Origin of the sequence: Leucobacter sp. 7(1) (assembly GCF_900163635.1) — a bacterium.
In the GTDB taxonomy this organism is placed as follows: domain Bacteria; phylum Actinomycetota; class Actinomycetes; order Actinomycetales; family Microbacteriaceae; genus Leucobacter.
On sequence record NZ_FUID01000049.1, the window covers coordinates 1 to 26139 of the forward strand.

26 protein-coding genes are annotated in these 26139 nt (G+C 63.3%); 8 read left to right on the forward strand and 18 right to left on the reverse strand.

Annotated elements, in window-relative coordinates:
- The first annotated feature begins 1 nt into the window (after position 1).
- From FM113_RS08995 to FM113_RS09005, 3 genes are read left to right on the forward strand one after another with little or no spacing between them, the layout of a single operon-like run.
- On the forward strand, positions 2–139 hold the full coding sequence (locus tag FM113_RS08995) for an iron chelate uptake ABC transporter family permease subunit (RefSeq protein WP_087013803.1): 138 nt from the start codon (positions 2–4) through the stop codon (positions 137–139).
- On the forward strand, positions 136–933 hold the full coding sequence (locus tag FM113_RS09000; protein WP_087013807.1) for an ABC transporter ATP-binding protein: 798 nt from the start codon (positions 136–138) through the stop codon (positions 931–933). Before FM113_RS08995 ends, FM113_RS09000 begins: the two co-directional genes overlap by 4 nt.
- Complete coding sequence (locus tag FM113_RS09005; RefSeq protein ID WP_087013810.1) at positions 930–1763, forward strand: DJ-1/PfpI family protein; 834 nt, start codon at positions 930–932, stop codon at positions 1761–1763. Before FM113_RS09000 ends, FM113_RS09005 begins: the two co-directional genes overlap by 4 nt.
- A gap of 83 nt (positions 1764–1846) precedes the next feature.
- Here the strand turns inward: FM113_RS09005 and FM113_RS09010 are convergent, their stop codons facing one another.
- From FM113_RS09010 to FM113_RS09025, 4 genes are read right to left on the reverse strand one after another with little or no spacing between them, the layout of a single operon-like run.
- The gene (locus FM113_RS09010; RefSeq protein ID WP_140393324.1) at positions 1847–2815 is read right to left on the reverse strand and encodes a hypothetical protein; all 969 of its coding nucleotides are present in this window, start codon (positions 2813–2815) and stop codon (positions 1847–1849) included.
- Positions 2816–2823: 8 nt separating this feature from the next.
- On the reverse strand, positions 2824–4356 hold the full coding sequence (locus tag FM113_RS09015) for a long-chain-fatty-acid--CoA ligase (protein WP_217895986.1): 1533 nt from the start codon (positions 4354–4356) through the stop codon (positions 2824–2826).
- Positions 4353–5366: an alpha/beta hydrolase gene (locus FM113_RS09020; RefSeq protein WP_087013819.1), complete on the reverse strand. Its 1014-nt coding sequence runs from the start codon at positions 5364–5366 to the stop codon at positions 4353–4355. The genes FM113_RS09015 and FM113_RS09020 overlap by 4 nt, the downstream gene beginning before the upstream one ends.
- Positions 5363–6331 carry a beta-ketoacyl-ACP synthase III gene (locus tag FM113_RS09025; protein ID WP_254908938.1) on the reverse strand — a complete coding sequence of 323 codons (969 nt, stop codon included), beginning with the start codon at positions 6329–6331 and terminating at the stop codon, positions 5363–5365. The genes FM113_RS09020 and FM113_RS09025 overlap by 4 nt, the downstream gene beginning before the upstream one ends.
- Before the next feature lie 33 nt (positions 6332–6364).
- Between FM113_RS09025 and FM113_RS09030 the strand changes: the two genes are divergently transcribed.
- Genes FM113_RS09030 through galE form a run of 3 tightly spaced genes read left to right on the forward strand, consistent with a single transcriptional unit; the run spans position 6365 to position 9836 of the window.
- Positions 6365–7648, forward strand: a complete 1284-nt coding sequence (locus FM113_RS09030; protein ID WP_140393325.1) for a lipopolysaccharide biosynthesis protein — start codon at positions 6365–6367, stop codon at positions 7646–7648.
- Positions 7648–8820 carry a glycosyltransferase gene (locus FM113_RS09035; protein ID WP_369676693.1) on the forward strand — a complete coding sequence of 391 codons (1173 nt, stop codon included), beginning with the start codon at positions 7648–7650 and terminating at the stop codon, positions 8818–8820. Before FM113_RS09030 ends, FM113_RS09035 begins: the two co-directional genes overlap by 1 nt.
- Complete coding sequence (galE, locus tag FM113_RS09040; RefSeq protein WP_087013826.1) at positions 8817–9836, forward strand: UDP-glucose 4-epimerase GalE; 1020 nt, start codon at positions 8817–8819, stop codon at positions 9834–9836. The genes FM113_RS09035 and galE overlap by 4 nt, the downstream gene beginning before the upstream one ends.
- Before the next feature lie 33 nt (positions 9837–9869).
- On the opposite strand, the gene FM113_RS09045 is transcribed toward galE, so the two are convergent.
- From FM113_RS09045 to FM113_RS09055, 3 genes are all read right to left on the reverse strand, one after another.
- The gene (locus FM113_RS09045) at positions 9870–11591 is read right to left on the reverse strand and encodes a copper resistance CopC/CopD family protein (protein ID WP_087013829.1); all 1722 of its coding nucleotides are present in this window, start codon (positions 11589–11591) and stop codon (positions 9870–9872) included.
- Entirely contained in the window at positions 11588–12322 is a 735-nt protein-coding gene (locus FM113_RS09050) for a YcnI family protein (protein WP_087013832.1), read from the reverse strand. Before FM113_RS09050 ends, FM113_RS09045 begins: the two co-directional genes overlap by 4 nt.
- Before the next feature lie 62 nt (positions 12323–12384).
- Positions 12385–12975: a DUF5134 domain-containing protein gene (locus tag FM113_RS09055; RefSeq protein WP_087013835.1), complete on the reverse strand. Its 591-nt coding sequence runs from the start codon at positions 12973–12975 to the stop codon at positions 12385–12387.
- A gap of 302 nt (positions 12976–13277) precedes the next feature.
- Between FM113_RS09055 and FM113_RS09060 the strand changes: the two genes are divergently transcribed.
- A complete protein-coding gene (locus FM113_RS09060; protein ID WP_087013838.1) occupies positions 13278–14372 on the forward strand; it encodes a hypothetical protein in 1095 nt (364 codons plus the stop codon).
- On the opposite strand, the gene FM113_RS09065 is transcribed toward FM113_RS09060, so the two are convergent.
- From FM113_RS09065 to FM113_RS09080, 4 genes are read right to left on the reverse strand one after another with little or no spacing between them, the layout of a single operon-like run.
- Positions 14318–14689: a copper chaperone PCu(A)C gene (locus FM113_RS09065; RefSeq protein WP_087013842.1), complete on the reverse strand. Its 372-nt coding sequence runs from the start codon at positions 14687–14689 to the stop codon at positions 14318–14320. The genes FM113_RS09060 and FM113_RS09065 overlap by 55 nt on opposite strands.
- Complete coding sequence (locus FM113_RS09070; RefSeq protein WP_087013845.1) at positions 14689–15594, reverse strand: metal ABC transporter solute-binding protein, Zn/Mn family; 906 nt, start codon at positions 15592–15594, stop codon at positions 14689–14691. The genes FM113_RS09065 and FM113_RS09070 overlap by 1 nt, the downstream gene beginning before the upstream one ends.
- Positions 15552–16418 carry a metal ABC transporter permease gene (locus FM113_RS09075; RefSeq protein WP_217895988.1) on the reverse strand — a complete coding sequence of 289 codons (867 nt, stop codon included), beginning with the start codon at positions 16416–16418 and terminating at the stop codon, positions 15552–15554. The genes FM113_RS09070 and FM113_RS09075 overlap by 43 nt, the downstream gene beginning before the upstream one ends.
- Positions 16415–17068 carry an ATP-binding cassette domain-containing protein gene (locus FM113_RS09080; RefSeq protein WP_087013846.1) on the reverse strand — a complete coding sequence of 218 codons (654 nt, stop codon included), beginning with the start codon at positions 17066–17068 and terminating at the stop codon, positions 16415–16417. Before FM113_RS09080 ends, FM113_RS09075 begins: the two co-directional genes overlap by 4 nt.
- A 56-nt stretch (positions 17069–17124) precedes the next feature.
- Between FM113_RS09080 and FM113_RS09085 the strand changes: the two genes are divergently transcribed.
- Positions 17125–17778 (forward strand): GntR family transcriptional regulator, encoded by a 654-nt coding sequence (locus tag FM113_RS09085; protein ID WP_140393326.1) that lies wholly within the window; start codon positions 17125–17127, stop codon positions 17776–17778.
- 448 nt (positions 17779–18226) lie between these two features.
- On the opposite strand, the gene FM113_RS09090 is transcribed toward FM113_RS09085, so the two are convergent.
- The 7 genes from FM113_RS09090 to FM113_RS09120 form a co-directional block, all read right to left on the reverse strand.
- Positions 18227–19120 carry a glycoside hydrolase family 16 protein gene (locus FM113_RS09090; RefSeq protein WP_176387140.1) on the reverse strand — a complete coding sequence of 298 codons (894 nt, stop codon included), beginning with the start codon at positions 19118–19120 and terminating at the stop codon, positions 18227–18229.
- A gap of 34 nt (positions 19121–19154) precedes the next feature.
- Complete coding sequence (locus FM113_RS09095; protein WP_087013855.1) at positions 19155–20177, reverse strand: glycosyltransferase family 2 protein; 1023 nt, start codon at positions 20175–20177, stop codon at positions 19155–19157.
- Complete coding sequence (locus tag FM113_RS09100; RefSeq protein ID WP_087013858.1) at positions 20174–20806, reverse strand: 4'-phosphopantetheinyl transferase; 633 nt, start codon at positions 20804–20806, stop codon at positions 20174–20176. The genes FM113_RS09095 and FM113_RS09100 overlap by 4 nt, the downstream gene beginning before the upstream one ends.
- On the reverse strand, positions 20803–21867 hold the full coding sequence (locus FM113_RS09105; protein ID WP_087013860.1) for a serine hydrolase: 1065 nt from the start codon (positions 21865–21867) through the stop codon (positions 20803–20805). The genes FM113_RS09100 and FM113_RS09105 overlap by 4 nt, the downstream gene beginning before the upstream one ends.
- The gene (locus FM113_RS09110) at positions 21864–22082 is read right to left on the reverse strand and encodes a hypothetical protein (protein ID WP_087013862.1); all 219 of its coding nucleotides are present in this window, start codon (positions 22080–22082) and stop codon (positions 21864–21866) included. The genes FM113_RS09105 and FM113_RS09110 overlap by 4 nt, the downstream gene beginning before the upstream one ends.
- Positions 22082–24091, reverse strand: a complete 2010-nt coding sequence (locus FM113_RS09115; protein ID WP_140393327.1) for a hypothetical protein — start codon at positions 24089–24091, stop codon at positions 22082–22084. Before FM113_RS09115 ends, FM113_RS09110 begins: the two co-directional genes overlap by 1 nt.
- An 82-nt stretch (positions 24092–24173) precedes the next feature.
- Positions 24174–26135 (reverse strand): glycosyltransferase, encoded by a 1962-nt coding sequence (locus FM113_RS09120; RefSeq protein ID WP_087013867.1) that lies wholly within the window; start codon positions 26133–26135, stop codon positions 24174–24176.
- Positions 26136–26139 lie beyond the last annotated feature (4 nt).

Genomic DNA, 26139 nt, shown 5'->3' on the forward strand with positions numbered 1-26139 from the left:
GTTGCTGCTCGTCGTCGTCGACATCGCCGCCCGGCTCCTCCTGGCGCCGACGGAGCTGCCCGTCGGTCTACTGACTGCAGCGGTAGGCGCACCCTTCTTCCTCTGGCTGATGCGCAGATCAGGACGGGTGGAAACATGAACCCCGAAACCAGCGCCGCCACGGTGCCGTTGCATGTCGAGGCGGTGAGTGTCGACATCGCCGGGCACCGCATTCTCCGCGAAGCATCGCTCAGCGCGGACGGTGATGTGCTCGGGCTGGTCGGCCCGAACGGCAGCGGAAAGTCCACGCTTCTGCGCACCGTCTACCGAATGCTGCACCCCGCATCCGGACGCGTAACCGCTGGAGGCCGTGACGTCTGGGGCATTCCGGCGCGCGAGGCCGCACGGATCACCGCGGCCCTGGTGCAGGACGCGCCCAGCGATCTCGAACTGACCGTTGCAGAGTGCGTCGCCACGGGCCGCGTACCGCACGGGCGTCTGCTCAGCGCAGACACCGTAGCCGATCGTGCGGCGGTACAGAACGCGATGAAGGCTGTCGGAGTCGAGGCCTACGCGGACCGTGGTGTCGCTACGCTCTCCGGTGGAGAACGTCAGCGTGTCCAGCTCGCGCGCGCGCTCGCCCAAGAGCCGAGCATCCTCGTGCTCGATGAGCCAACGAATCACCTCGACGTCCAACACCAGCTCGAACTGCTCTCACTCGTCCGCAGGCTCCGGCGCACCACGCTGGTGACCCTGCATGACCTCAACTTGGCCGCCGCATACTGCGACCGAATCGTGGTCATCGAGCACGGAGCGGTCATCGCCGCCGGCACTCCAGAGAACGTCTTTACTTCAACACTCTTGCTCGAGGTTTTCGGCGTGCACGCCGCAGTCCTCAGCAACCCACTGACCGGTCGGCTGCAACTGGCCTTCACCGAAAGGAACAACCTGTGACCACTCACGATGCTCAATATGAGGCCACCGAAGCACACCTCCGCGAGATGCGAGACGCGTTATCTGGCGCCGCGGACGGCACGAACCGTGACCCTGAGGCGCAAGCGGCCTGGGATCGCTCCGTTGCAGCTCATCATGCTCTCGCCGCGCTGCCGGGCGTGACCACCGATGCGAGCGAGGACATCGTCATCGTTCTCCACCCCGATTTCGACACTCTCGACGTGCTCGGCCCGCACTACTTCCTCTCATCGATGATGGGTGCGAACATCCACTTCGCCACCACCGGTGAACTCGACAAACCGGTCCGCAGCGCAAGCGGCATCCCCCTGCAACCCACCACCACCCTCGCTGACGCGCCCGAGGCGGCGACCGTGCTGCTTGTTCCGGGAGGCGACACCAGCGTGCTCCTCAAAGACCAGACGGCTATCAGCAGGATCCGCGAGCTCGCAGCACGCGCAGATCTGGTGACGAGCGTGTGTACGGGCGCGATCGCGCTCGGAGCAGCGGGGCTCCTCGAAGGACGACGCGCAACCTCACACTGGTCTGTGCGACATCTGCTCCCCGAGTACGGGGCCACGGCCGTGGATGAGCGCGTCGTCGCCGATGGCAACGTCCTCACCGCCGCGGGAGTCACCGCGGGCATGGACCTCGCGCTCACCATCGTCGGGCGCCTTCGTGGGGCACAGTACGCCCGATTCCTCGAACTCGGAGCCGAGTACGCCCCCAAGCCGCCCCACGGCGCCGGAACACCGCAGACCGCGGACCCCGACCTCACCGCGCTCGCACGCGACTTCTTCGCCCCGGTCGAGCATTCACTGCGACGCCGTTAGGTCTTGCTGGACGACACCATCGCGCGAATCTCGCGTGGACCCAGCTGCCTCTTCGAAGTGACGACCACGCAGCAAGACGCCGGTCACGCTCCCGAAGTGGGTTGTGCATGATGGTTAGCGCGTCGCTTGATGAACGTCCAGACCGCCCCGGCCCCGAGAACAACGATGGCGAGGGTGACTAGCGCCAGCAGCGGGATAGCTGGGGTGGTATCGCCGACGAAGCGTTGTTCCCATCCTCCCGCGGGATCCTGTCCCGTGGTCTCCCAACCGCCTGCGACGAAACGCAGTGACGGCGCTGCTACGCCGATGACTTGTACCGCGTCGCGGGAGCTCCCAGAAAGGGTGTCGCCAGGGAGAACCACCAGGTCTTCGAGAACTGCCGCCTGAGACGAGTGCGAGAACAGGGTTGTGACGTCGATCTCGAGCGCGCCAGTCACGACAGTGGTACCGGTATTGCGAAGCTCGTAGCGTGATTCGCTACGTATTGGCGTCAATGGCCAGGTGCTCACTCCGTCGAGTGACAACGTGGTGGTGGCCTCGAGCTGTGTGTTTCGGTCGTCGCCTGGGATTCGGAGCAACAGTGGAAGGTGGAGGGTCCTGCCGCTGATGTCGTCGGTAACGACAAGACCAAGCGGATAGTCCCCATCGTGGGAGGTGTTGGGTACGCTGATCGCCAACGGAATGCTGCCCGATGCGCCCGCTTGCACCTCGACTGGGCCGTCTGCTTCGGCTCTGCTCACCCAGTTGCTCGGATCGAGACGCGAATCCGCCTCGCGGTACTCGAGCATGCCCTGCGGAGCGGATACTGCGATGGAACTGATCGATAAAGAGATCACGTTTGCGGAGGTGTTCTCAACCTCGACGGTGATGGTGTCGCGTACGCCGGAGAATGTTTCTACCGCGACGAATGGACCGAGCGTTGCCTCGCTCTCGACGATCTGCACCGACCACGGCCCCGAGTTCTGCTGAGTCTGTGTAGAAGGACTCGTCGCCTGATCAGGGGTGCCCGTCCCGAGCAGCGCGAGCGCTACTGCGGCTATGACAAGGCGCATTCGCATGCTTAGTTCACCTGCCGGTCACGGTCCCGCCAGTGCTGTTCGCGCAGCGTGCGGCGCAGGATCTTCCCGCTCGGGTTTCGTGGAATCTTGTCAACGAAGAGATACTGGGTCGGTCGTTTGAACGCAGCAAGCCGGTCCCGCAGGAATAGTGCCAGCTCCCGACTCGTGGGTATCGTTTCGTGGGGAACGATGTAGGCGAGTACGGCTTCCCCTGAAGCATCATCCGGTACACCGATGACGGCGACATCGTTCACCGCTGGGTGTCCGGCAAGTGCGTTTTCGACTTCTGCGGGGAAGACGTTTTCGCCCGCGACGAGGATCATGTCTTTGACGCGGTCTTCGATGAACAGGTATCCCTCGGCATCCAGTCGGCCGGCATCTCCGGTACGAATCCACCCGTCGATGAGAGTGTCGGCGGTCGCTTCGGGAAGGTTCCAGTATTCGAGCATCGCTGCGGGGGTGCGCAGCCACACTTCCCCGACTTCTCCTTGAGGCACCGGGGTGCCATCCTCGTCGGTGATGCGCACTTCTACTCCGGGGTAGGGGCGACCTGCTGCTCGTAGCCTCGTGGAATCCGGGCCGTGCTGGTCGGGCGGGAGACAGATCGCGGTGTTGCCGGTTTCGGTGAGGCCGTAGATCTGCGCGAAGTCCGCGCCGAAATCGCGGGCAGCGCGGCGGAGCAGCGATTCGGTGATGGGGGCACCACCATAGATGATCTTGCGGAGCGTCGTGAAGTCGCTGAGACTCCCAGGTGCGTCGAGGATCTGTCGCAGCATCGCGGGCACGACGATCGCGGTGGTGATGCCCAGGGAACGGATGGCGGTGCGCGCGGCCACTGCGTCGAACTCCGGCATGCTGAAAACCGTCGCCCCAGCATGGAACGCTTGAGTGGCGTACCAGAGCCCCCCAACGTGAAATCCGGGAATCCCGATCATCGCGACATCGCCATCACGCCAATCGATCCAGTCGAGGTTCGCGTTGCCCAGTGCGTCGCGGATTGCAGTGAAGCTGCGCTGCCCGAGCACGACGCCTTTAGGGAGGCCAGTGGTACCGCTGGTGTAGAGCTGCGCGATCGGCGTATCCGGATGCCCCTCGAACGGCGCGGCATCGGATCCAGAGTCTCTCCAGGCAGTGAAGCTCGGGAGATCTGTGATGATCTCGGTGCGGCCGGTTAGCCCTGCGAGGGAGTGGTCATGGTCGATGAACACGAGTGCTGCGTCTGCGTCGTCCACAATATGTTCCACTTCTACGGCAGACAGGGCGGGGTTGATGGGGACGAGCACTGCCCCGGTGGCGGAGGCGGCGAAGAGGAGTTCCCAGTAGCTCGGGGTCTCGCGCCCGAGGCAGGCGATGCGGTCGCCGGGACGAATACCTGCGGAGCGGAGCGCGCCGGCGAGGCGTGTGCTGCGCTGGTGGAGCTCCCCGTAGCTGACGGTGGCGCCTGTCGGGGTGAGGATCGCCGCATGCTCAGGAGTATGCCGCGCGTGGAACGCGATCGTATGGTTGAGGGTGGTGAGATTGGGGTGGAAAATCACGGCATGTCCTTGTCTAGCGACGGTTGTGCGGGAGCGAGCGCGGACCATATCTGCGCCAATGCGGCGGGGTCGCTGAGCACGCTCAAATGGGTGCCCGAGATGCGCTGCACTTGCTCCGGAATCGCGAGTCCGCCTGTCCATCGTTCGGCCTGTTCGGCGTTCTCATCGGATACGAGGACCCTTGCGTATGGTGGGAGCGGTGCGGGTTGGTGACGGTTTTGGACACGGATGCCCTGTTCCCAGAATGTTGCCTGCTGGACTGGAGGTGAGTAGCGGACAACTCCGGCAGTGGCGACGCGGAGGTGGGTGCGCAGTCGCTGGCTCAGCGGTGGTGGCGAAGCACTGCCGCTTGCTTGGCGGTAGTCAGCCACGGAGGCGGCGTCGATGCCTTTCAACACGGTATCGAGGAGCAGCAGTCGCTCAACCGTTTTCCCTTGCTCAGTCAAGAGCTGTGCGACGCCCGTGGCGATATGGCCACCGAATGAATGGCCAAGAAGCGTGTAAGGCCCCTCGTGCTGTTCGCGTAGCAGGGACTTGAGATGGCGACGTGCATGCGCGCGAACAGTCCAGGAGGGAACCGCTCTCGATTCGAGACCGTGCGCCTGGTAGGCGATGACGGAGCAGTCCGGGTCAGCCATGGACGCGAGGCCGAGGAAGCTCACGCTTCCCGCTCCCGCACCCGCGAAGCAGTGCACCGTGGAAGTCGCTGATTCGGGGTTCGTCAGCCTCCGATGCGCGGGCGTGTGACGGGTGAAACGGATTCGCTGTGCGGTTTCGATGCGTGCGCCGATCTCGGCGAGTGTAGGCTTGCCGACGAGGATCTCCGCCCCGAGATCGACCGCCAGACGGCGGCGCAGGAGCACCAGTACCTTCTCCGCAGCAAGCGAAGTCCCGCCGAGCTCCGCAAAGCGATCATGTCTGCTGATCGGTTCAATTCCTAGCACCGTGCCCCACGCATCGGCGAGCACTTCTTCAAGCGGCGTGGCCGCAAGGACGATTTCCTCGGTCATGAACGGCCCCTCCTGTTGAGGATCACGACTTGTCCCGAGTAGGAAAACCCGCCACCGAACCCGAGCAACAAGACTGGCCCGTCCCCAATCGCTCCTCGCGCGAGCATACGAGATAACGCGACAGGAATCGTCGCTGCAGAAGAGTTGCCCAACTCGGAGACCTCTTGCGCAGTCACCTCAAGAGGAATCGAGAGCTGGCTTGCGAGAGCAGTGATGATGCGCAAGTTCGCCTGGTGCGGAATGAACCCGGCAAGGTCTGCGGCCGTAATGCCGGCCTGTTCGAGTGCATCACGAGCAACATGCTGGGCACGGGTGATCGCCCAGCGAAACACCGTTTGTCCTTGCTGCCGAAAGAGGTGATCCGGTGCAGCGATCGTGATGGCCTGCACAAGATCAGGGTCTGACCCCCACGCCACCGGACCAACACCGGGACGCTCAGAGGCAGAAAGCACTACGGCCCCGGCCCCGTCAGCCATCAGCACCGCAGTGCTGCGATCCTGCCAGTCGAGAACCTCGCTCATCGCATCCGCACCTACGACCAGTGCGTGCTCTGCTGCGCCGCATCTGATCGCATGGTCGGCGATTGCGAGCGCTTGCGAGAACCCGGCGCATGCCGCATTCACGTCGAACACCGCAGGGGCCGCCGTTCCAAGCCGCGCCCCCAGTTGCGCAGCGAACGACGGGCAGCGGTCCAGAGCGGTCATTGTCGCGACCACAACCAGGTTCACATCAGAAGCCGGGACGCCAGCATCTTCAAGTGCATCTTCAGCTGCACGGGTTGCGAGATCGAGGAGCGATTCGTCGGCGAGGATGCGGCGCTCGCGTATCCCTGTTCGCGTCACGATCCAGGAGTCATCGGTGTCGAGGAATGCCTCCAGCTCAGAGTTTGGCATCCTGCGGGATGGCAGCGCGTGCCCGGTGCCGCTTATCGCGGATCCTGGGCGCACGGGGGGAACAGACAACACAGAATAACTCTACAACAGGTAGTATCTACGAGTGTGTCCCGTTCCATCCCCCGTACCCTCGGTCGAAGAGGAACGGGCGACTCCCGTCGGGTAGCGTCAGATTCGATCTTCCTCGTGGGCGGGAGCGCGGGAACGGCGGTTCTGGGGCTCGTCTTCTGGATTGCGGCCACAACGCTCTACTCGGTTGCAGATGTGGGCCGAGCAACGACAGCAGTGAATACAGGAACTGTGCTCGCATCGATCGCGAACCTCAGTATGGGGCCGCTCTTGGAAAGATTCCTGCCAGCTGCTGGGAGATTGCGCGGACGCGCGGTCGCTTTCGCATTGGCCGGTTCCGCAATGTTTGCGCTGTTGCTCGGCGGCGGTTACGCGTGGTGGATGCCGGGCACGTCATTGTTTGCATCGGCGTGGGAACGAGTGGGCTTCACGATTGCCGTCGTGGTGTTGGCTGCCTTCGCACTCTTGGATTCCGTGCTGATCGGCATACATCGCGCCCGGTGGGTGGCACTGAAAAACGTGGGGCACGCGGTCGCTAAGCTCGGCGCGATCGTGCTGCTTGCCGGTGTGGGTGGGGGGATGTCGCTGGTCGGATCGTGGATCGTGACCGCCGTGGCTGCGGTGGGTGTGGTGGAGCTGGGATTACGGCTCACCCGTTCTCGCTGGAACGGTGCAGGTATTGATCCGGCTCTTCCGAGGCGGCCTGAGCTCGTTCAGTTTGGTGCGGTGTCCTTGGGATGGATGCTCGCGCAGGCGCTTCCTGGTATCGCGATCCCCACTATCGTCATCACGGTCGCGGGCGTTGAGGACGCGGCTTATTACAACATTGCATGGACCATTGTCGCGGCCTCGCTCATGATGACGAGCCTGGTTACCGGGCCCTTTGTTGCTGCGGCATCGAAGCCCGGTGCGGATGTTGGGGCGCTTGTGTGCTCCTTCGCGCTGGTGTTGTGTGGTGTCAGCCTGGCTCGCGGAATCGGGGTCGGAGCGGTCGGCCCGGTTGCGCTGCACTTGTACGGCAGTGAATATGCTGAGCACGGGAGCGAACTGCTGATACTGATGGGGATTGCGCACGCGGTGTCAGGGGTCGCGATGCTCTACGGTGGGCTCGCCCGTGTCGCCCGACGCATCGCATATCCGATGGTCGTTCAGCTTGTGGCGTCGCTCGTTGTCGTCGCACTGGTCGCTCTGTGGATCAAGCAACTCGGTATCGTGGCGGTCGGGTGGGCGTTTCTCACACATGACATTCTGATTCTCATCGCTGCTATTCCACCGCTTTGGATCTTGCTGCGTCGTCTGCGCACGGATGGGTCCCTGTGATGGCGAGGCGTGTGACTGTTTGGCGGTTGGATTCCCTTCCGGGCTCTGAAACGTTCATCCGAAACCAGCTTGATGCGATGGTCAGGTGGGAGCCCACGCTGCTTGGTTCTCTTCGAGTTTGCTCTCCGCTGTCTCGCGAGGAGGATCCGGTGGTGTTCACTCGTTCGCTGTGGGATCGCGTGGCGCTCTTCTGGGCGTCGGTCACGGGGCGTTCAAGCCAGATTCGAGAGGCCCTCAGGCAGACTCGGCCAGACCTCGTCCATGCGCACTTCGCGAAGGACGCGTGGATGATCCTACGCGCATGCCGGGCCTTGCAGATTCCGCTTGTCGTCACTGTCCATGGATACGATGTCACGGCGCTCCCGCGCGTTCGTGGTGTCCGGGGCTGCATCAATCGCTGTCGAACCCGGAGGGTGCTCCGCAGCGCCGATGCTGTGGTTGCTGTTTCTGAGTTCATCCGTGACGAGGCTCTTAGGTGGGGTGCTCCACAGAGAGGAGTACGTGTGCTCCCGATCGGCGTCCCGGTCACTGAGTCCGCCGTTGCTGTCTCTCGTCCGGTCGATGTGGTGTTCCTGGGTCGATTGGTTCCGAAGAAGGGTGTGAGTGATGCGTTGCAGGCGATCGCCGCTCAACCCGATGCGCAGGCACTTACCTGTGAAGTGATCGGAGACGGGCCACTCCGCGCTGATGTTGAAGCGCTTGCGAAGCAACTCGACCTCCAGGTGACCTTCACCGGTTCGCTGTCGCCGGCGCGAGTGGCGCAACATCTTGCGCGAGCACGCGTCTTGATCGCCCCTTCGCGGTATGCCGCTGACGGTGATGCTGAGGGTTTCGGCATGGTGTTTCTCGAGGCCGCCCTCGCGGGTGTCCCCGCTGTCGCTTACCGTCACGGGGGTGTGCCGGAGGCGGTCGTCGATGGAGAGACAGGGCTTCTGGTGCGGGAAGGCGACATAGCGGCGCTTGCGTCCTCACTACGCGAACTCCTCGCGGACGAAGACCTGCGGGTCGCGATGGGCGAGGCCGCAAGGCAGCGAGTGCGAGAACAGTTCGATGTCGCAGTTCGTACACCCCTTCTGGAACGGCTATTCGATGAGGTGACAGCGGTCGCAATAGCGAGAGACCCTGGTGCGCGGAGTCAGCGACCGTCGACGCAGAACGAAGGTGAATCGTGAAGGTGCTCATCACTGGCGGAGCCGGATACATCGGAACCCACACTGCGTTGGTGCTTCTCAGGAACGGGATGGATGTTGTTGTTGTTGATGATCTATCCTCAGGGAGCGCTGAAGGCATTCGGCGGGTGCAGGATCTCGCAGAGCGACAGCTGCGGCTCGTCGTCGCGGATCTCACCGATGCCGTCGCTACCGAACTGGCACTCAGCGACGTGGACTTCGACGCGGTCATTCATCTCGCTGGCGTGAAAGCCGTTGGAGAATCTATGCTCCACCCCGTCCGCTACTTTCGGCAGAATCTCGATTCACTGTTGACGGTGCTCGAGCTCATGCAACGGCGCGGGATCGCGAGGCTGGTGTTCAGTTCGTCGGCCACCGTGTACAGCGAACCGCACGCGCCACTCCTCAACGAAGCCCACACCACCGGTACCGGCGCGATGAATCCCTATGCGCGGTCGAAAGCGATGTGCGAGCAGATCATCTGCGATACGTCTGTGTCCTGGCCGGAGCTTGACGCCACCATCCTTCGCTACTTCAACCCGATCGGCGCCCATCCCAGTGGCTGCATCGGCGATGACCCCCGCGGCACACCGAACAACCTGCTCCCTTTTCTGACACAAGTTGCCGTCGGAAGGCGCGAAGTTCTCTCTGTGTTCGGAACGGACTACGACACGCCCGATGGCACCGCGATTCGCGACTACCTTCACGTTCTCGACGTCGCCGATGGCCACGCTGCTGCCCTCAACGCCACGGAATCGGGCACTCGAATCATCAATCTCGGTTCGGGGGTGGGAAATAGCGTTCTCGAGGTGATCGCCGCATTCACTCACGCCACCGGGGTCCCAGTGCGATGGGATCCGGCGTCCCGGCGACCCGGCGACGTAGCACGCCTCGTCGCAGACTCCTCGCGAGCCGAGACACTTCTCGGATGGAGCCCGTCACGAACGCTCGAGGAAGCATGCCGAGACGCGTGGGGGTGGCAAGCGGCGAACCCTCGGGGCTACGGCAAGATGGATTGACGAACGCCCGTAGCGCTGGGGCTGACCTAGAGACTAGTTGACTGTGATAGGTATCGTGACGATCGGCTCAGCGAAGGTGGATACGCGGGCGAGTACCTGTATCTCCCATTCACCCGCGACGGGCATGTCCAGGTGCGCGGAGTATTCACCGGTTTCAGGATCGAGTTCGGCTACAGACTGGAATGGCCCGAGGTCGTGCTCGGGTTGAGTGGTGCGAATAGTCACCTCGTCGGGGCCGACTGGTTCGCCATCGTACTCGAGCGTGAAGGTGATCTCGTTCTCCCCGATCAGTGCTGGTTCGAGTTCACCCTGCAGTGCAAGTCCTTGAGCGGCCGCGTCGATGGTGACGGTCTGTGCGGTCGCCACTGCGCTCGCGCCTGAGGCGCCGTGGTGCTCGTGCGTAGGACTGAGGTTGGTGAGGAAGCCGGTGAGGAGCAGAACCGCGATGAGGAGCGCGGCTTCGTAACTGAGGGTTCGCGTCAGGATCTGCCATTGCATGCGAGCGGTCGGTCGTGACGCGATGCGTGGGAGGAGTCGGGTCCGGTTGTAGAAGGCGATCACGATGACAGGAATGACGATCCCGATCTTAAGCAGGAGGGTCAGGCCGTAACTCGTGGTGATGAGAGCGTCGAAGCTTCCGACGATCATGACGCCCATGACGGTTCCGCTGACGGCGAGGATGACCACGCTCCAGACCGCCACGCGAGAAAACCTCTGCACGACCTTCACAGCAAGTGCCGGCGCGGTGCCTGCCTCCGGGGTGTTGGTTACTCGAGTGGCTGCAAGGAACAAGAGAAGACCGAGGACTCCTCCGGTCCAGAAGGAGCCGGCGAGAAGGTGTCCGAGGTCGGCGGCGATGATGAGAGCTCGCGGTTCCATCAGCTGGGTGTGTCCCACGAGCACGGGCGCAGCCAGAACGAGAAGCGGCAGCAGCGCGGCAAGCAAACGAGTCCCTCTGTGCTTCTGCTGCCGCGTCCACAACACTGCAGCACCAGTGAGCCCCACGCATACGATGATGGCCGCAGCCACTGGGGCCCAGAAGACACCAGTCCACCAGGCTGACGGATTGACCACCGCGGGCAGTGATTCTCCGGTCACGTTGAGTGCTGACGCGGGAATGAGGAGCAGTGATGCAATTGCCGCTGCTACGCCGATCAGTCGCAGGATGTTCCTGGATCGTCGGTCTGGCGGCATGGTACTGCGCAGCACCACGCGCTCGAACAGCATCAGGCCGGCGAAGATCAGAAGCGTGAGGTATTGCAGTGCCGTCAGGACGCTAACGGCGAACTGGGTGTCTGGAGGTGTCGCGGTTTCCACGACGGGAGTCGCTGCACCCTCTTCCGGGGTGTCTCCGATGGTGAAGGTGATCGCGCCGGAGATGGGGTGACCATCGGCGGACACGACCCGATAGCTCAGCGCATACGCTCCGTCCGGTACATCGACGGGGAGAGCCGCGATGATGCTGGTGTTGCTGACGTGTGCGTCGAGAATGAGGGGGTCGTCATCGCCGGGAAACAGGCGAATGCTGCCGTCAATGAGCTGCACGGGCTCGTTGAACGTCAGCACTGCCTCCGCGGGAGCCTGATCGAGCACCGCACCGTTCTCCGGTGTCGTGGACAGCAACTCGGCATGCGCGGACGCCACCTGCGCCCCCGCCAGCGTCAGCAGCACACCCAGGAGGAGTGCTGTAAGCGCACGGAGGGACAGGGCGAGGCCGCGTCGCGGTGAGCGTTTCCCGGCGATGAGAGTGCTCACGCCTTCTTGCGCCCCCTCAGCAGCGCGATCACGGCGACGATGAGGCCGATACTGCCGACGGCGAGCGAGGTGATCACGAGCGCTGTCTGATCCGCAGCAGCCGTCGCGGATGCCGAATCCTCGTGCGCATCAGCGGAGGCGTCGGTGGCGTCACCGTGACCGTGCGATCCCGCGGCGCTGGCAGCGATGACGTCGACGCCGGGGGCCGGCGTGTCCAGATCGTGGCCGTCCTGGCCCTCTTCGGGGATCTGCACCCAAGCGGTCTCGCCCTGCTCGCAGGTCTGCACGGTGGGGAAGTACAGAGTGGTCTCCGCGGCATCCTCGGGGATCTGCAGCGAGAGCTCGAACGCGTCCCGCTGCCCATCGGGAAGCGGCGTCGTTGCTGTGTAGACGACCTGCGCGACGCGTTCGGTGACTTCGTTGCCGTGGCTGTCGGTGATGGGGGTGTCGAGGTCTTCCATTACCTTCTCGACGGTGTACAGACTGTTGCGGGTGGGGGTGACGGCGTTGATGCCATCGGGGATCTGGATCGCCACTTTCGTCGTCGCGGCCCCATCACATCCATGCGGAACCCCGAGGGTCAATATCGAGTACGAGCCGGCTTCGACGGGACCTTCGGCGATGCTGACGTGCGCGTTCGCCGCGGCGGCCCCGCCCAGAATCAATGCAGCAGCGGCCGCGAGGGCTCCGGTTCCGATCAGCAGGGGCCTCTTGGAGTGCCGTGTGCTCATGGTGTCTCTCTTTCTGGTTGACCCGCCGATAGTGCCGGCAGGTTGATTGTGGTGAAGGGCGGTTAGCCGGTGATCATCGGCCAGCACATCGCTGCCATGCCGAAGCTCATGAGCATCCCGGACGCGACATCGCCGGTGTGCCCGAGCCAGTTCGTGCGTCCGCGCAGGCAGCTGATGAGCTCGACGAGGAAGATGACCCCGGAAGTCACCAGCGCTGCGGTGATGGCAACTCCAGAGCCGGCGGCCCACGGTACAAGCCCGCCGTGGTGGTGGGCAGGTGTCGTTGCGTCGGCCCCGGAGGGCATCGCGAGGATCATCCATACCATTGCGAGCATCATGACTGCATGTGCCGCTTGATGCCAGGCGCTGTGTCCGCCGACGGCGGCCCGAGTGATGCGACGTCGCACTTGGAGGATCGCGATGGCGCCGAACCAGACCGCACCGGCCGAAAAGAACAGTGTCTGCGGGACTGCCGGCAGGAGAGACCACCACGGCCAGCACATGGCGACCATCACTACACTCATCACCAGGTGCAATACGTTTCCGACGATAAGCAGCAGTTTCCGATCAGCAAAAAGTCTCACGGTCGCGTACATGGCGGTCGCGGAGAAGGTGAGCGTCAGCGCCCATTGGAGCAGCGGGTCAGACAGCATGCCACACACCTTATCTCTACAATATGTAGTAGCAATGCTAGCGAAGGAAAGTCCCGGAGGTCAAAGCGCCCCGCAAGGCCCCAAGAAATGAGGCCGCCTCTCGCTTCATGTGAATGTGACCCCCAACCCAAGTATCCACCCGGCATCGCGTCTCCTCACGCATGCAGGTAGGCAGTGATTTCGCATCGCAAAAGGCAGCGATATTCCACTTAACTCTACAAGATGTAGTATTTAGGATAGTGGTGACCTGAGAATGCGCACGTCATCGCTCGTGTCCAGCGCCACGCGATAAAGGAGTCCTCATGTCCGTACTCGGTATCGACCCTCGTTCAGGACGAGCGTTGCTGTTGACGGGTTATGTAGCAATGGTCGGGATCGGTGCGTCGTATGGGATTGGCGCGATCGCAGAATACGGTTTGCTGATCCCGCTCGCGGCACCCTTTGGTCTTCTGTGCATTGCTGCGCTGATCTGGCTTGCTCCTAAGGCGCAGTTGATCGCGTGGGCAGCGCTAACCGCATGGCTGCTCGCTCCGACGTATCTCGGTCAAGGCGACCAAGAGATCGCAGCCCTTGTGGTGATCGTGCTGCTGTGCCTGCTGGGGGTGTTCGTCTCGCCCTGGTTTCTGGTGGCGGCTTGGGTGCTGCATCCTTTGTGGGACGTGCTGGCGTTTCGGGATCTCCACGGTCACATGGAGGATCTGCCCTGCGCGTGTTGCATCTACGATCTGATCATTGGCGCCTATCTCGCCTTCCGTACGTGGCGGGGTCACTTTACGGCTGTCGGGACACCGCAGCCGGTGTCCTGGCGGCAAGGCCTGCGGCGGACAGGGATCGCCGTGTGGGTGGGAGTCCTGTTGCTAGTGCAGGTGGTCTTGGTGTGGTTCGGCAGCGGACAGGGCTGGCTTACGCTCGCGGCCGCCGCGGCAGGGCTCGCTGTGGTGGCTGGTCTGTTCTGGTTGCGTCCGCAGGCCCAGTCCCTGGCGTGGGTGGCGATCACTGCGTGGATGGGGATGACGTATGCGCATTCCGGGGCATGGTTCGAGATCCTCGTGTTCATGGGCATCATGCTCGTTGGGATGCTGGGCTATCTCACCTCACCTTGGTGGTTTGTTGTCGCGTGGGGTTTCCATCTGCTGTGGAACTTTCTTCCGCGCGAAACCGACCACCACGCCGCGCACGCGACGATGGGTCACCTCGGGATCTCCCCGGCGGCATCAGCCACCTACGACGTGATCATCTTCGCGTACCTCCTGGTGGCGGTTCTTGCCGGTCGGCTCGGCCATACGCAGCAGGAGCTGATGCACTCTGCCTCTGTGGCGGCACGGCTTGTGAACGCTGAGCTTCAGAGTGACGTTGTCGGTGGGCGGCGACGTGCCGTCAGGGTGAGCTCGACGTGAGCAGTGTTCGTCTCCAAGGCGATCTGCACCCGTTCGCCATCGTTGAGGCGGTGATCGAGGCCGATGAGCATACCGTGCAGCCCGCCGGGAGTGAGTGTGATGCTGCCTTGGGCAGGAATAGTGATCCCGTTTGCGAGCTGGGTCATCTGCTTCCGCCCGTCGTGTTGGATGATGTCATGGAGTTCGACCGCGTTCGCGGCGGGGCTGCGCCCGCCGCGAACGGTGATCTCTAACTCACTGCTGTTGTGGAGGGTGCCGAAGAAGCCGGTGACGTCATCACGGCCTGCCCTCACCCATCCGTGTTCGAGATGGAGCATTAGTGGTCGTGACCGTTGTCGGAGCCGTGGTCTTGGTCATCAGTGCCGTGTGATCCGTGATCGCTCTCGCCATGAGCCCCGTGACCGCCGTCGGTGATTTCGTCCAAGGTGTGGCCTCCCAGTGCTGCGATGACCTTGTCGACGTTGAGGCGGTAGAGAGCGATGACATCGAGGTCTTTCTCTGGATAGTTGACGACGTTGACCTGGATCGCGTCAGAGTCGGGCAGTACGCGTCCACTGGTCATGTGGATGTTGTCGAGCACGAGCCGAGGCGCAGCTCCGGTGAGGTCTGCGACTTCGCTGACGGTGGGCTGTGACGGGCCGAAGGAGCGCACGTCATCGGTGATCAGGTCGGCAAGCCAGGTGGTGTACACCTGAGAGACGATTACAGGATCAGCGTGGTCGCCGAGAGCGGTGTGGATCTCGTCACGGAATTCATCGAGCGCAGTCTTGAACTCAGCAACCCATGCTTCGGCCTCTTCAGTGGTGCCGAACGCCTCGCCGAGGCGGGTGACTTCAGCGATGACGTTCTCGGGGGCGTTGTCGGCGTTCACGGCGATGAGTTCGGCGTCCGCGTCGGCGGAGTCCGTGAGCGTGGGCACGAAGGATTCGAAGTCGCTGTAGAGCACGAAGTCAGCTCCGGCGAGCTTCGTCAGGTCGCTCGGGGTCGGGTCGTACTCGGCGGCATGCTGCGCGGAGGGTGGGACGATGATGGTGACGTTCTCCGCTCCTGCGGCGGTAGCGAACATACCCTGCCAGGTCGTGGATGCTACCACGGTGACGCTTTCCTCCTGCGTCGGAGCGGTGCCATTCGCCCCCGGTGCGGTGGCGCATCCAGTGAGGAGCGCGAGGGTGGCTGTGGTCAGGAGTGCGAGACCGGCGCGGGCTCGGGTGTGGGTTGCCATGACGGGGTGGTGCCTTTCTTTGGGGTGAGGTTGACCGCCAGCGCAATCGCGCCGGCGACGAGGACAAGAACGGGTCCGGGCGGCAAATCGAAGAGAATCGCGACGAGGAATCCGATCGTCGAGGACGCCAGGCTGATGATGACCGCCCACCAGCAGATCGACCGCAGGGTTCGTCCGAGACGCCTTGCGGCAAGGGCTGGAAGCAGGGTGAGTGCGTCAACGAGGAGCGCCCCGGTGAGTTGCATTCCCGTGGCGATGGCGATCGCGATAAGGACGAGCATCGCCCCGGTGAGCAGGTTCACCCGGATGCCTGCAGCAACGGCAAGTTCTCGGCTGGCGAAGAGCACCGCTATTCTGCCTCGGCCCCAGATCAGGAGTGCAGGTACGGCAATGGCGAGGGCTGAGACGAGCACAATGTCGCCAATACTCACCCCGAGAATTGATCCCCACAGCAGCCCGAACGTGTGAGCGGCGTTGATCCCGGAGATCGCGATCAACAGCAGAGCTGCGGCCATCGCCATGCTCATCAGCAACCCGGTCGCGCCCGATAGCCCGCCAGGGGTGCGCGCAAGCGGAGTCAGTGCGCCACCGGTGATCGCGCACGCCACGAGCGCACATAGCAACGGGTCCAACCCAGTGACGATACCGACAGCGATGCCGAGGAGTGCGACGTGCATCATCGCAAAACGGACGGGAACGATGTTCAGTCCGATGATCATCACCCCCACCAGCGGAAGGCCTATCGACCCGACCAGAAGGGCAATCGCGGCCCGCTGCACGGCGGGCATCCCCATCACTTCGATGAACTGCTCCCAGCCGATCACGCGTCTACCAGCTGTCCTGATTCCACACGGATGACACGGTGGCAGGCAGAGAGCAGGCGCTCGTCATGGGTCACCACGAGCGCGGCGGCATTGCTCTTGCTGAGGAGCGAGTGAAGCAGGCCAAGGCTTCGGCTGTCCAAACCTGTTGACGGCTCGTCAGCGAGCAACAGACCTCCGCTCCGGGTGATTTGACCGAACGCGCGCGACAACAACAGCCGCTGCAACTGCCCGCCGGAGACCTCCCGGACGGGTACGTCGACCAGCTCGCCGACGCCGAGCCGTCTAGACACCTTTACCGCTTCCGCGCGGGCATTTGCCAGGTCGAAGAGGTCGCGTGCGGTGACCGGGAAATCTCCGAATGCCGGTGATTGCGGCACCCGAGCTACGCGCCGCCGAGCCCGTCGATGCGATGCCAGGCTGGTCACGGGTACGCCTTCGATGGTGAGCCCCCGCCACTGTGCAGGAATCAGCCCGAGCAGTGACCGCAGCAGAGAGCTTTTCCCGGCACCGTTCATACCCAGCACCGCTACCCGCTCGCCAGCGCGGATCGACAGATCAACCCCGCCGAGGACAGTTGCGCCGGAGATGTTGACCCGCAGCGACGATACCGAAAGCGCGGGGGCAGCGGCGAGCGCCGAAGAATCAAGCATGTCTTTACTCTACATGACGTAGAGTAAAGTGAATTCACTTCGTTAGGGTGTGGTGTGTGAGCAATTTATCAAGCGGAGGCCTTCGCGCCGCCGACAGCGCCGACCGTGTTGCTCGCGTGCTGGCGGTGGAGATCATTGACGGGACTCACCGGCCAGGCGTACGCCTGGTGGCCGGGGAGATCGCCGACCGGCTTCAGGTCTCCCGTGTCCCTGTCAGAGAAGCATTCCGGAGCCTCGCGCGCCTGGGACTCGCGGATGTCGTCCCGAACAAGGGCGCGACGGTGCTCCCCGAGAAGGAGTCCGCCGACCTGGTCCCGATCCTCGAAGGACGGCTTCACCTTGAGCCATGGGCGATGAGGTACGCAGCAAGAAACCGGACAAATGACGACCTCGCCCGCATTGCGGAATCGCTCGACGCTGGGCTATCCGCAACGCTCGACGGGGACGCACTGACCGCGATCCGCGCACACGCGAACCTTCTCGACCACCTGGCCGACGCCATCCATCAACGCGCCGCCGAAGCCGCGCTCAGACCCCTCTACGCCCAAACGGGTGCGATCGTCACACGCACGATCGGTCACATTCACCGCGCAGGATGGGACAGTCATCGAAAGATCCTTCACGCGCTGCAACGAGCAGATGCTGACGCGGTGCAGGATCTCACCAGGGCTCATTTGAGTGAAATGATAATCCGTACGGCGGGAACCTGACGCTACCGCGTCCTGGTCTCCCCTGTTGCAAATATGTCCGACAGATGAGGCCTTAGGCAGTGTCCGATCCCGCAGTTGCGCTGCGGTTCTGTGGATTGACTTGGCTTCCACTCGGTAGTAATGAGCTTCTTCGCGCGTTCAGCATTTGCGCGCTCAGCCTGGGCTCGGCGTGCTTCGGCTTCCACCTGCCACTGCCGGATGCGCTGCGCAGCTTCGCCGGAGGGAGCGCTTCAATCTCGTTGAGCGCGCGGCGTAGCGTCTTGGCACGGTCCCGCCACCGCGCTGTCTCTTTTGCCGGATCGCTGTTTGTCGCTCTACCGTCCCGCCGGTTCGCCACCCCGATCGTACTGTCCTTCTTCCACGCCTGAATCACATTGCCTGCGCCAATATCGAGACCATCATTACCTGTGCCAGTGTGGGAATGGTCAATGCAGCGGCCAGTTTAGTCCTACGCCAGTTCTTGACTATCCAGTGCGGATATCCGAACCCAGTCAATCCACACAAATTGAGTCTGTCTGCTCTGCCCTTGTAGAGACGCAGCGAGGCGAGTCTCTGTCTGGAGGGCGAGGAACATCGGCTCGTGCGGTACGGCCAACCCTGTAGCTTCGCCGTAGGCTTGGCCGTTGAGGAAGAAGCGGACCGCGTTTGGAGTCCATTCGACGGCGACGGTGTTCCACTCTGAGAAGTTGCCGTTGACGGAGAAGCTCGTCTGTCGCCGGATTCCGCTCTCGTCGACCCAGTGCAGGAACGACTGCGAGTTCGTTCGTTCTCGCGAGTACCCTTCGGCAATGTCGATCTCGGGAGGCCAGCTTTCTGCCTGCGGCCATAAGAGGAAGTGGTAGCTGAGCACCTGACTGGCGTGGGTACGGAAACGCACCTCCCACTTCCCGTAGGTCTGCGCGGCTTTCCAGTTCGAGACTGCGCCGGTACGCCACAAGTTCGTATGCCCGGTGGACGGGGCGCCGGCAAGAACGAGTGATCCGTTGCTGAGCCACACCATCGTCGGATCCCACCAGGTGCGCGGATCCGAGCTCGGCCTTCCGGTATACGCGGACCAGTCGGTGCCGAGAGAACTCCGGTCGAAGTCATCGAAGAAGACAGTAGACCAGGTGTCATCGTCGGTCACGACTTCTGCGCTGTCGTTGTCCTGTGCCTGGACAGTTAACGTCGCGACGCTGTTCCCCTCAGCGGTGATGGGTTGGCTGTGGCTGTGCTGACTGAGGGTGCTTACTGCTGCTTTGTCGACATGCGCGGACCCCTGTGATGGAGCCGGTGAGCAGGCGGACAGGACGATCGCCCCGGCGATCGCGACGGTCAGACCGCGGCGAGCGTAACTGGCCACAGCTGCACTGCGTTGGCCCATCACTGCCGGCCCGTCACTTTTTCTCCACATTTCGTAGATTACCGGTGCGGAGCCCCCGTGTCACCCTTCTCGACAGACGGTAAAGCGTTGGGTAGTAGCGCCCGCTGGCCCGGATGAGTGCCGCATGCGCGGCGACGGAGGGCTGATTTCTTGCCAAGTGGAGAATGGTTCGCCAGGCGATCTGTGGGGTGAGTTCCTTTCGCACTGTGGTGGCGTCTTCGTTGGCCCAGCCGCGGTGGACGGGTGTCGCGATCGACGGCACCAGGTAGAACCAGAGCGTGAACGCGTCGGCATCGCGCTGCTCACGTCGTGTGGGATGCGCTGGCAGGAGACGTCGCATCGCTTCACTACGGCAGCGTTGCACGTTCTCTCGTCGCAAGGCCGTCCCAGTACTGATTGAGTCTGCTCGTTCCAAGTACCGATACTTGATGTCGGGGATGAGGCGCACGCGGTGGGTGTGCTCGAGGATGTCGAGAATCATGAGGAAGTCGTCCTGAGAGGAGAGGGTCTCTCGCCGAAGCGGCGGGATGAGGGTGCGGCGAATGAGTTTGTTCCACAGATACCCACGGAGCTGCCCAGTCCACACGAGTGACGACAGTTTGTGACCGGAGACACTGCGTGCATGTGGCGAACCTTCCATGACCCAGCGGCGACCATCTGCTTCGACCCGTTCCGCACGACACGCAACAAGATCGGCGTCGTGCGACGTGGCTTCGTGGAGCAGGGTGGTGACGATGTCGGGTTCCCATTCGTCGTCGACGTCGCAGAACCAGATGTAGTGGCCGCGAGCTGCGTTGACGCCGGCCATGCGTGAGCGTGTTGATCCACCAGGTTTGGTCCGGTGGATCACACGTGTCCGGGGATCGCTATGGCTGTAGGTTTCGGCGAGTTCGGGGCCGTTGTCGGTGGAGGCGTCGTCGATGAGAAGTATTTCCACTGGCCCTTTGAGACGCGCGAGTTGGGCGAAAGCGTCTGGAAGGTCTGCGGCAGCGTTCCGGAACGGCACGATCACGGATACTTCCGGCCACGGAGTCATGATTCCAGCCCGATCGTGGTGCTCGCGAAGACATAGCCGTTGTCCGTCCACCAGTGGCCCTGCACCTGCAGGTCATGGTTGATGGTGAATGTCCCGTGGTGTTCTTCCCAGTCGGTGAGTTGGAAATGAAGATTTCTTGGATGCCAGATGTGCTCGCCGTCAGTCGGGTTCAGTGCTTTGAAGCTGCTCTCTTTCGCGACGTACAGCAGCGTGTGCAGCAGCGGAGAGTTCAGCGGCAGACCGCTCCGCGAATGCGCGTCCGCGAGTTCGCCGGGAGTGGTCACGGAAACTGCTACGTCAGCCGGTACGGCACCGACCGGTTCGAGGTCGATGCCAATGAATATGCCGGGGGTATCGGTAACGGCAACGGCGATGCGGTCGCCGGAGTGAGCGATGCTGCCCGATACTCCTTGCGGCCAGAGCGGTGCACCCGTACCGGCTTGCCCGATGCCTTGTGGTGCAGTGAGTCCGAGACTCGCGAGGGCATCATGCGCGAGGGCACGTGCCGAACAGAACTCAGTGCGCCTGGCCGGCCCCATTCCCGCGGCAACTTCCTGCTCAATACCCACCGCCGGCGCACCCTCAGAGACGTGTCCGGCTCGGATCCGCACCGATCCAACCACGGTCACCGACCGCCCTCGAGGAGAGCCTGCACGAGTGGGTCGAGGTCGTTCGCAGTGTTGGTGAGGGCGACCACCACGCGCGACGCTGAAGGAGCGAGAGCGACCACGGACTGGAAGCCGCCAGTCTGCCCCGTCTTCGACAGGACGAAGCTGTCCCCGTCTTCAGAGACGTCCCATCCAAGATCTGTACCCGCCATCACGGTTCCGAGCACATCAACGTCTGTCTCTGCCGCATCCGATTCGTGCGTGTCGATGAGCCGAACCGCGTATTGGCAGAGATCAGTGACGGTAGAGTACACGCCACCGGAGGGCGCATAGGAGCCGAGCCGCCACGGAGGTGCCGCACGACCGTCAGCGCGATAACCTCGTTGCGCATTCCGGTCAGTGTCGGAGGTAAGTCCTGAGTCGCTCATACCTCCTGGGCCCAGCACTCGCTCCTGCAGCAGGGTGTCGTAGGAGATTCCCGCCGCTTCGGCGAGCGCATGCCCGAGGAGCGCGAAGCCGATATTGGAGTATCGGTACTCGCCTCGAGTCGACAACGAGTCGGTGCGTGCACGATCGTAGAGTGCTTCGAGATCGAGATTGTGGATGGTGTCGCCTCGGATGTCTTCCACCCACCAGCGCATCCAAGTGTCATCTCGCTCATCGTCACCCCATTCCCCGAGGCCGCTGGTGTGCGCAGCAAGCTCACGGAGCGTGACCGAGGCAACCGGTGCGTCGTCAAGCGGGAGGTAGCGGCCGACCGGGTCGTCGATATCGACTTCTTCGCGAGCGACTGCGTCGGCGAGAAGCATGCCGGTGAATGTCTTGGTGATGGACCCGATCTCATATCTGGTGTTGGCGTCGGCTCCGAATCCAGCTGACGTGAACCTACCGTCCTCCCACACGCAGATCGACACGCGATCCCTGACACCGCTGAGATATGGCGCCGCTTCTGCAGCAAGATCGGAATCCCCGGTCAAGCTTGAGGACAAGGCAGGAGCAGCATTGCCGTGCGTCACGCCGAATGCTCCGACGGCTGTGACAGCCGCGATGAGCAGCGCCGTGACCCAGGTCGACTTCTTCATGAGAGGACTCCAAGACGCAGCACCAAGAGTGCTACTCCAAGGGCGGTAATGAGCACGAACAGTGTGGTGAATACCGGCCGCGATTGGCGCAGCGTCACTCTATGGGCGTCGGGGCCGCGCCGCTCACGGAGCACCACCGACCAGGCGTACATTGCAAATGCGGTCGCGGCGGCGATCCCAGCGATCCCGCCGATCAACCAGTCCAGTAGCGTCATCACTCGTCCTCTCCGAGGCCGGGTATCCGTTCGAGCACGATCACGTGCTCTGTGCGATGGGTCACCTGGTACTGGCCGCTCGCTTCCAGGAGCGTCGCAACGTTTTCGTACCAGCCCGGTCTTGCGCCCCTGGTGATCTGCTCGTACCGCTCTCGCATGGTGGTGAGAAATACCACATCGGGCGCCTGCTGCAGCAGGCGTTCGAACGCGGTGCCATCGCCGTCCACGGAGGGCGGGTGGTGGAGATCGCCGATCCGGGCGACCCGTAACGCGCCCTCGGTCGCCAACGGGCGGATCGTGCTCCCGGTCGGGGTCTCCCACAGCACCGCGCGTGCGACCTCAAGCACATCCGCAGGCGTGCGTTCGAAAGCAACGTTCACGCCACGCGCGGTGGTCACTCCCGCAGCGGCGAGCACCATGATCAACGTGAGGGCAACACGAGACAGAGCGCTTCGCGCCCGGATGAGCGGTGCGATGCCGCCCGCGGCGAGTACTGCGAGAATTGGCAACGCATACAGGTACACGCGAAGCACAACCTCACCACCGTACGGCTGCCCAAGCACGAGCGACACTGGTGCGACCACTAGAGCAGCGGTCACGGGCATCGGAAGCCTGCCGCCGCGAGTCACCCGCCAACCGACCAATCCCGCGATGGCGAACAACGCAGACCAGCCGATCCGTGCCGCCTGCATCGCCTGGTAGACGGGGTCACCGGAGACGCGCTCTACGACACCGGCGCCGACGGCCTCATCGAGACGCCCGAACCCATCGATGAGTACGCTCAGATGCCCCGTCCACCAGTCGGTTGCACCAAAGGCGAACCAGGCTGCGAACACCACTGAGACACCGAACCACAGGGTTCGTGATCGCGTCGCACCGAGCAAGCTCAGCAGTAGCAATACGACGATGAGCGAAACCGGGGTGAGCTGGTGAGAGATGACGATCGCGCTCGCGATCACCAGCAGAGCCGCTTCGAGCATGAGGGCGCGGCAGGCAGAATATCCCGGAAGTCGGGCTGGAGTCCGGCGCATCGGCTCGAGAAATCGCCGCCAACCCCTTGCGGTGCCTGCGGGGATCCCGGTTTCGCTGGCCTGCCAAAGCAGCACCGCGATGACCGTCAGCATCAGCGGGAATGCGACCGCCTGCGGGGCGAAATAGTCCTGCTGCACCCAGTTGCCGAGCACGAACAGCAACATCCCGGTCCAGGCAACCGCACGGTCCCTGAACACCGCCATGCCAATGACGTAAACCGGTGCCATACTCAAGAGCACCGCGAGTACGGGGAAGAGCACGACGAACGGCGTCGCGTCGGCAAGGCCGGCCCAACCGGTCACAGCCGAGGCAGCGGTGAAGAACCCAGGCCAGCTAAACCGCGCATCCATCGCCTCGCGTAGGGTGCCGGTTTGGGAGATCCAGTCCACGAAGCCGACATGCACATAGGCGGTGCCGACCGGTGATCCACCGTCCGCGATGCCGACGAATGTGGTGACCATGACCGCCAGGACGGCGACCCCGATCGCCGCCATGACCCCGTCTGGCGTCGGCTTGCTGGTGATTGCGAAGACCGCGACAGAGACGGCAAGGATAAGTGCCAGCCAATAGGTCCAGGGCAGAACGGTGACCAGGCCGGCAGCACCAGACGCGTCGAGATCGACGCTGGTCGTTGCCGCCCACCACAACGCGACCGCGATGAAGAGCGCCACGACGGATACGATTCTGCGATGTCCGGGCCTGCGCAGAACCGGGCGCGTGATTCGCAGGGGCGCTGTGCGATTCCACGCGAATGCCGTGCAGGCCACGTTTCCCAACCCCAGAATGGTGGCTGCGGCCGGCGCACTCCAGGTACCGGTTGTGACCTGCGCCACGGTGAGGAGCATCACTAAGGAGAGGGAGAGTGCGGGGATGAGGGCCCAGAGCACCGCTCCGGATCGGCGGATAAGGATGATGGCGAGGGGCGCTCCTGGGACCAGGAGTACGAATGCGATTGCGAGGCCGATGCGGCCTGGCATGGGCAGATCCCACCACGCGAGAATCGGCACCAGCAGGGACAACGCACACGAGAGAACGATCAGAGGACGCATCAACGCACCTTCACGCATCGGTGCCTCCCTTCCTGCGCCCCCGGAGCCCGAGTCCTGTTCTGATCGCTTCGAGCAGATACAGACCGGGGCCGGCAACGTACCCGAGCCGTTCGATCCACACGAGTGCACGCGGATAGTCGCCAGGCCGCTGACTATTCTTCGTCGAATCCTTGGAGAGCAGCATCCTGAGGCCGGCCGGCAACGCGCGAAGCACCGACACGATGTGGCGGGGTGAGGTCGCTGCGAGCCGGGTCACGTTCGCGGCCATGCCGGTGCCGTACCCGAACAATTGTGTGCGCAGCGCCGGCAACGTGTCCCGGTGACGATGTTTCGCCAGAGCAGCAGGTTCGTAACGCAAGATCCTGCCTGCGAGAATCACCCTTCGGAACATGTCAAGGTCTTCGCCGCCTCGCGTGAGCGACCCCGCTCCGAGGGTTTCAGCGAAACCGTGCTGCTCAACGAGGAACGCGCGAGGAAAGGCCATATTGTTGCCGGAGCCGAACTCACCCGCAGCAACCGGGTACACCGGTCCCTGACGGCCCGTTTGCCAACCTGAGGCGGCAACGTCGCCGCGTCCCCATTCGGCGCGCGTCTCTCCCTTGTCGAAGCCGATCGCTTCCTCGAACCAGCGTTCCACGTCTGCGTCAGTCGACATCGGTATGACTCGGCCGGTCACGCCGCCCACGAGCGGATCAGACATGGCCAACAGGAGAGCGTCGACCCACCCCGGTTCCGGGTGCGCGTCATCGTCAGTGAACGCGACAATGCGGCCCCGGGCGGCGGAGATGCCGCGGTTCCTCGCGAGCGAGAGACCCTTGCGTGGTTCGGTCACGATCCGCAACCGCGAATCGTGGAGATCATGGAGGGTGGCGCGAACACGGCCGGAGCGGGGATCGTTATCGACGACGAGTACCTCCACCTGGGCCTGCGTGTGAGCTAGGACCGCCCGGACCGTTTCTGCCAGCGCACGATTGCGACCGAGGGTTGCGATGCACACGGTGACATCCACGCCGAGGTGCGGGCTACCCTCGAGTGCAGCCTGACGTCGATGCCGTCGCCGCGAGGTAACGAATCCCGTTCCTGCCGCGCAGAGGCCGGCCAGGCGTATGAAGTTCCGGGGGAACGCTGAGCGGTCGCCCCCGAGCATGCTCCGAAAGTCCGTGAAGACCGCGTGTCTGACCGTGGTGAGGACGTGGGTTCGTTCGGTTCCCAAGCTTCGCGGAAGAGAAGCACGTGCCTGGAGCAGCGCTTTAGAACGGCCTTCCCAAAAGCATCGGCGCAGCATGTAGGAGACGCGTGTTCGCGCATGCGGTACGAAATGGCGCACCGCCAGGTCCGTATCTCGGATGATCTGGGCATCCGGCATCTGTTTGCGAAGCCGGATGCCCAAGTCCGTCTCCTCACCGCCAACGGGGTGGGTGTCGATCCTTCCGAGTCCCTCGGCGAAGAGCCCGATGCCGGCAAATACCTCCCTGCGGATTGCCATACACGCACCGATGGGGTTGCGAACCTCTGACCCACTCGCGGCCATGCCGACATAATCGCAGCCCACCACCCATCCGAACTCGGGTGGGAACCATGTTGGGGCACCAGTTGCGCTCTCCCAATCTGGCAGAACGGCACCGGCGATGATTGCAACGTTGGGGTCTTCGAGCCGGGAAGCAAGTGCCTCGAACCAGCCTTCTTGCAGGATGGCGTCGTCGTCGATGAAGAGCAGCACGTCAGCAGTGCTGGCCGCGATCGCCGTGTTCCGCGCACCGGAAAGTCCGCGCTGCCTCGTATTCTCCATCAAGCGAACGCGAGGAATGCGCCGGTAGTGATCTCCAAGTGCCCGCGCGTGTGCGGCCGCGTGATCGACCACGAGGGTGATCGTGCCGGTCTCAGGGAGTTCCTTGATCACGGAAGCTATGCAGGCGTCCACCAGGTGGCTGCGGTGCTCCGTGTATGTGCAGATGACGATCTCGAGGCGCATGGAA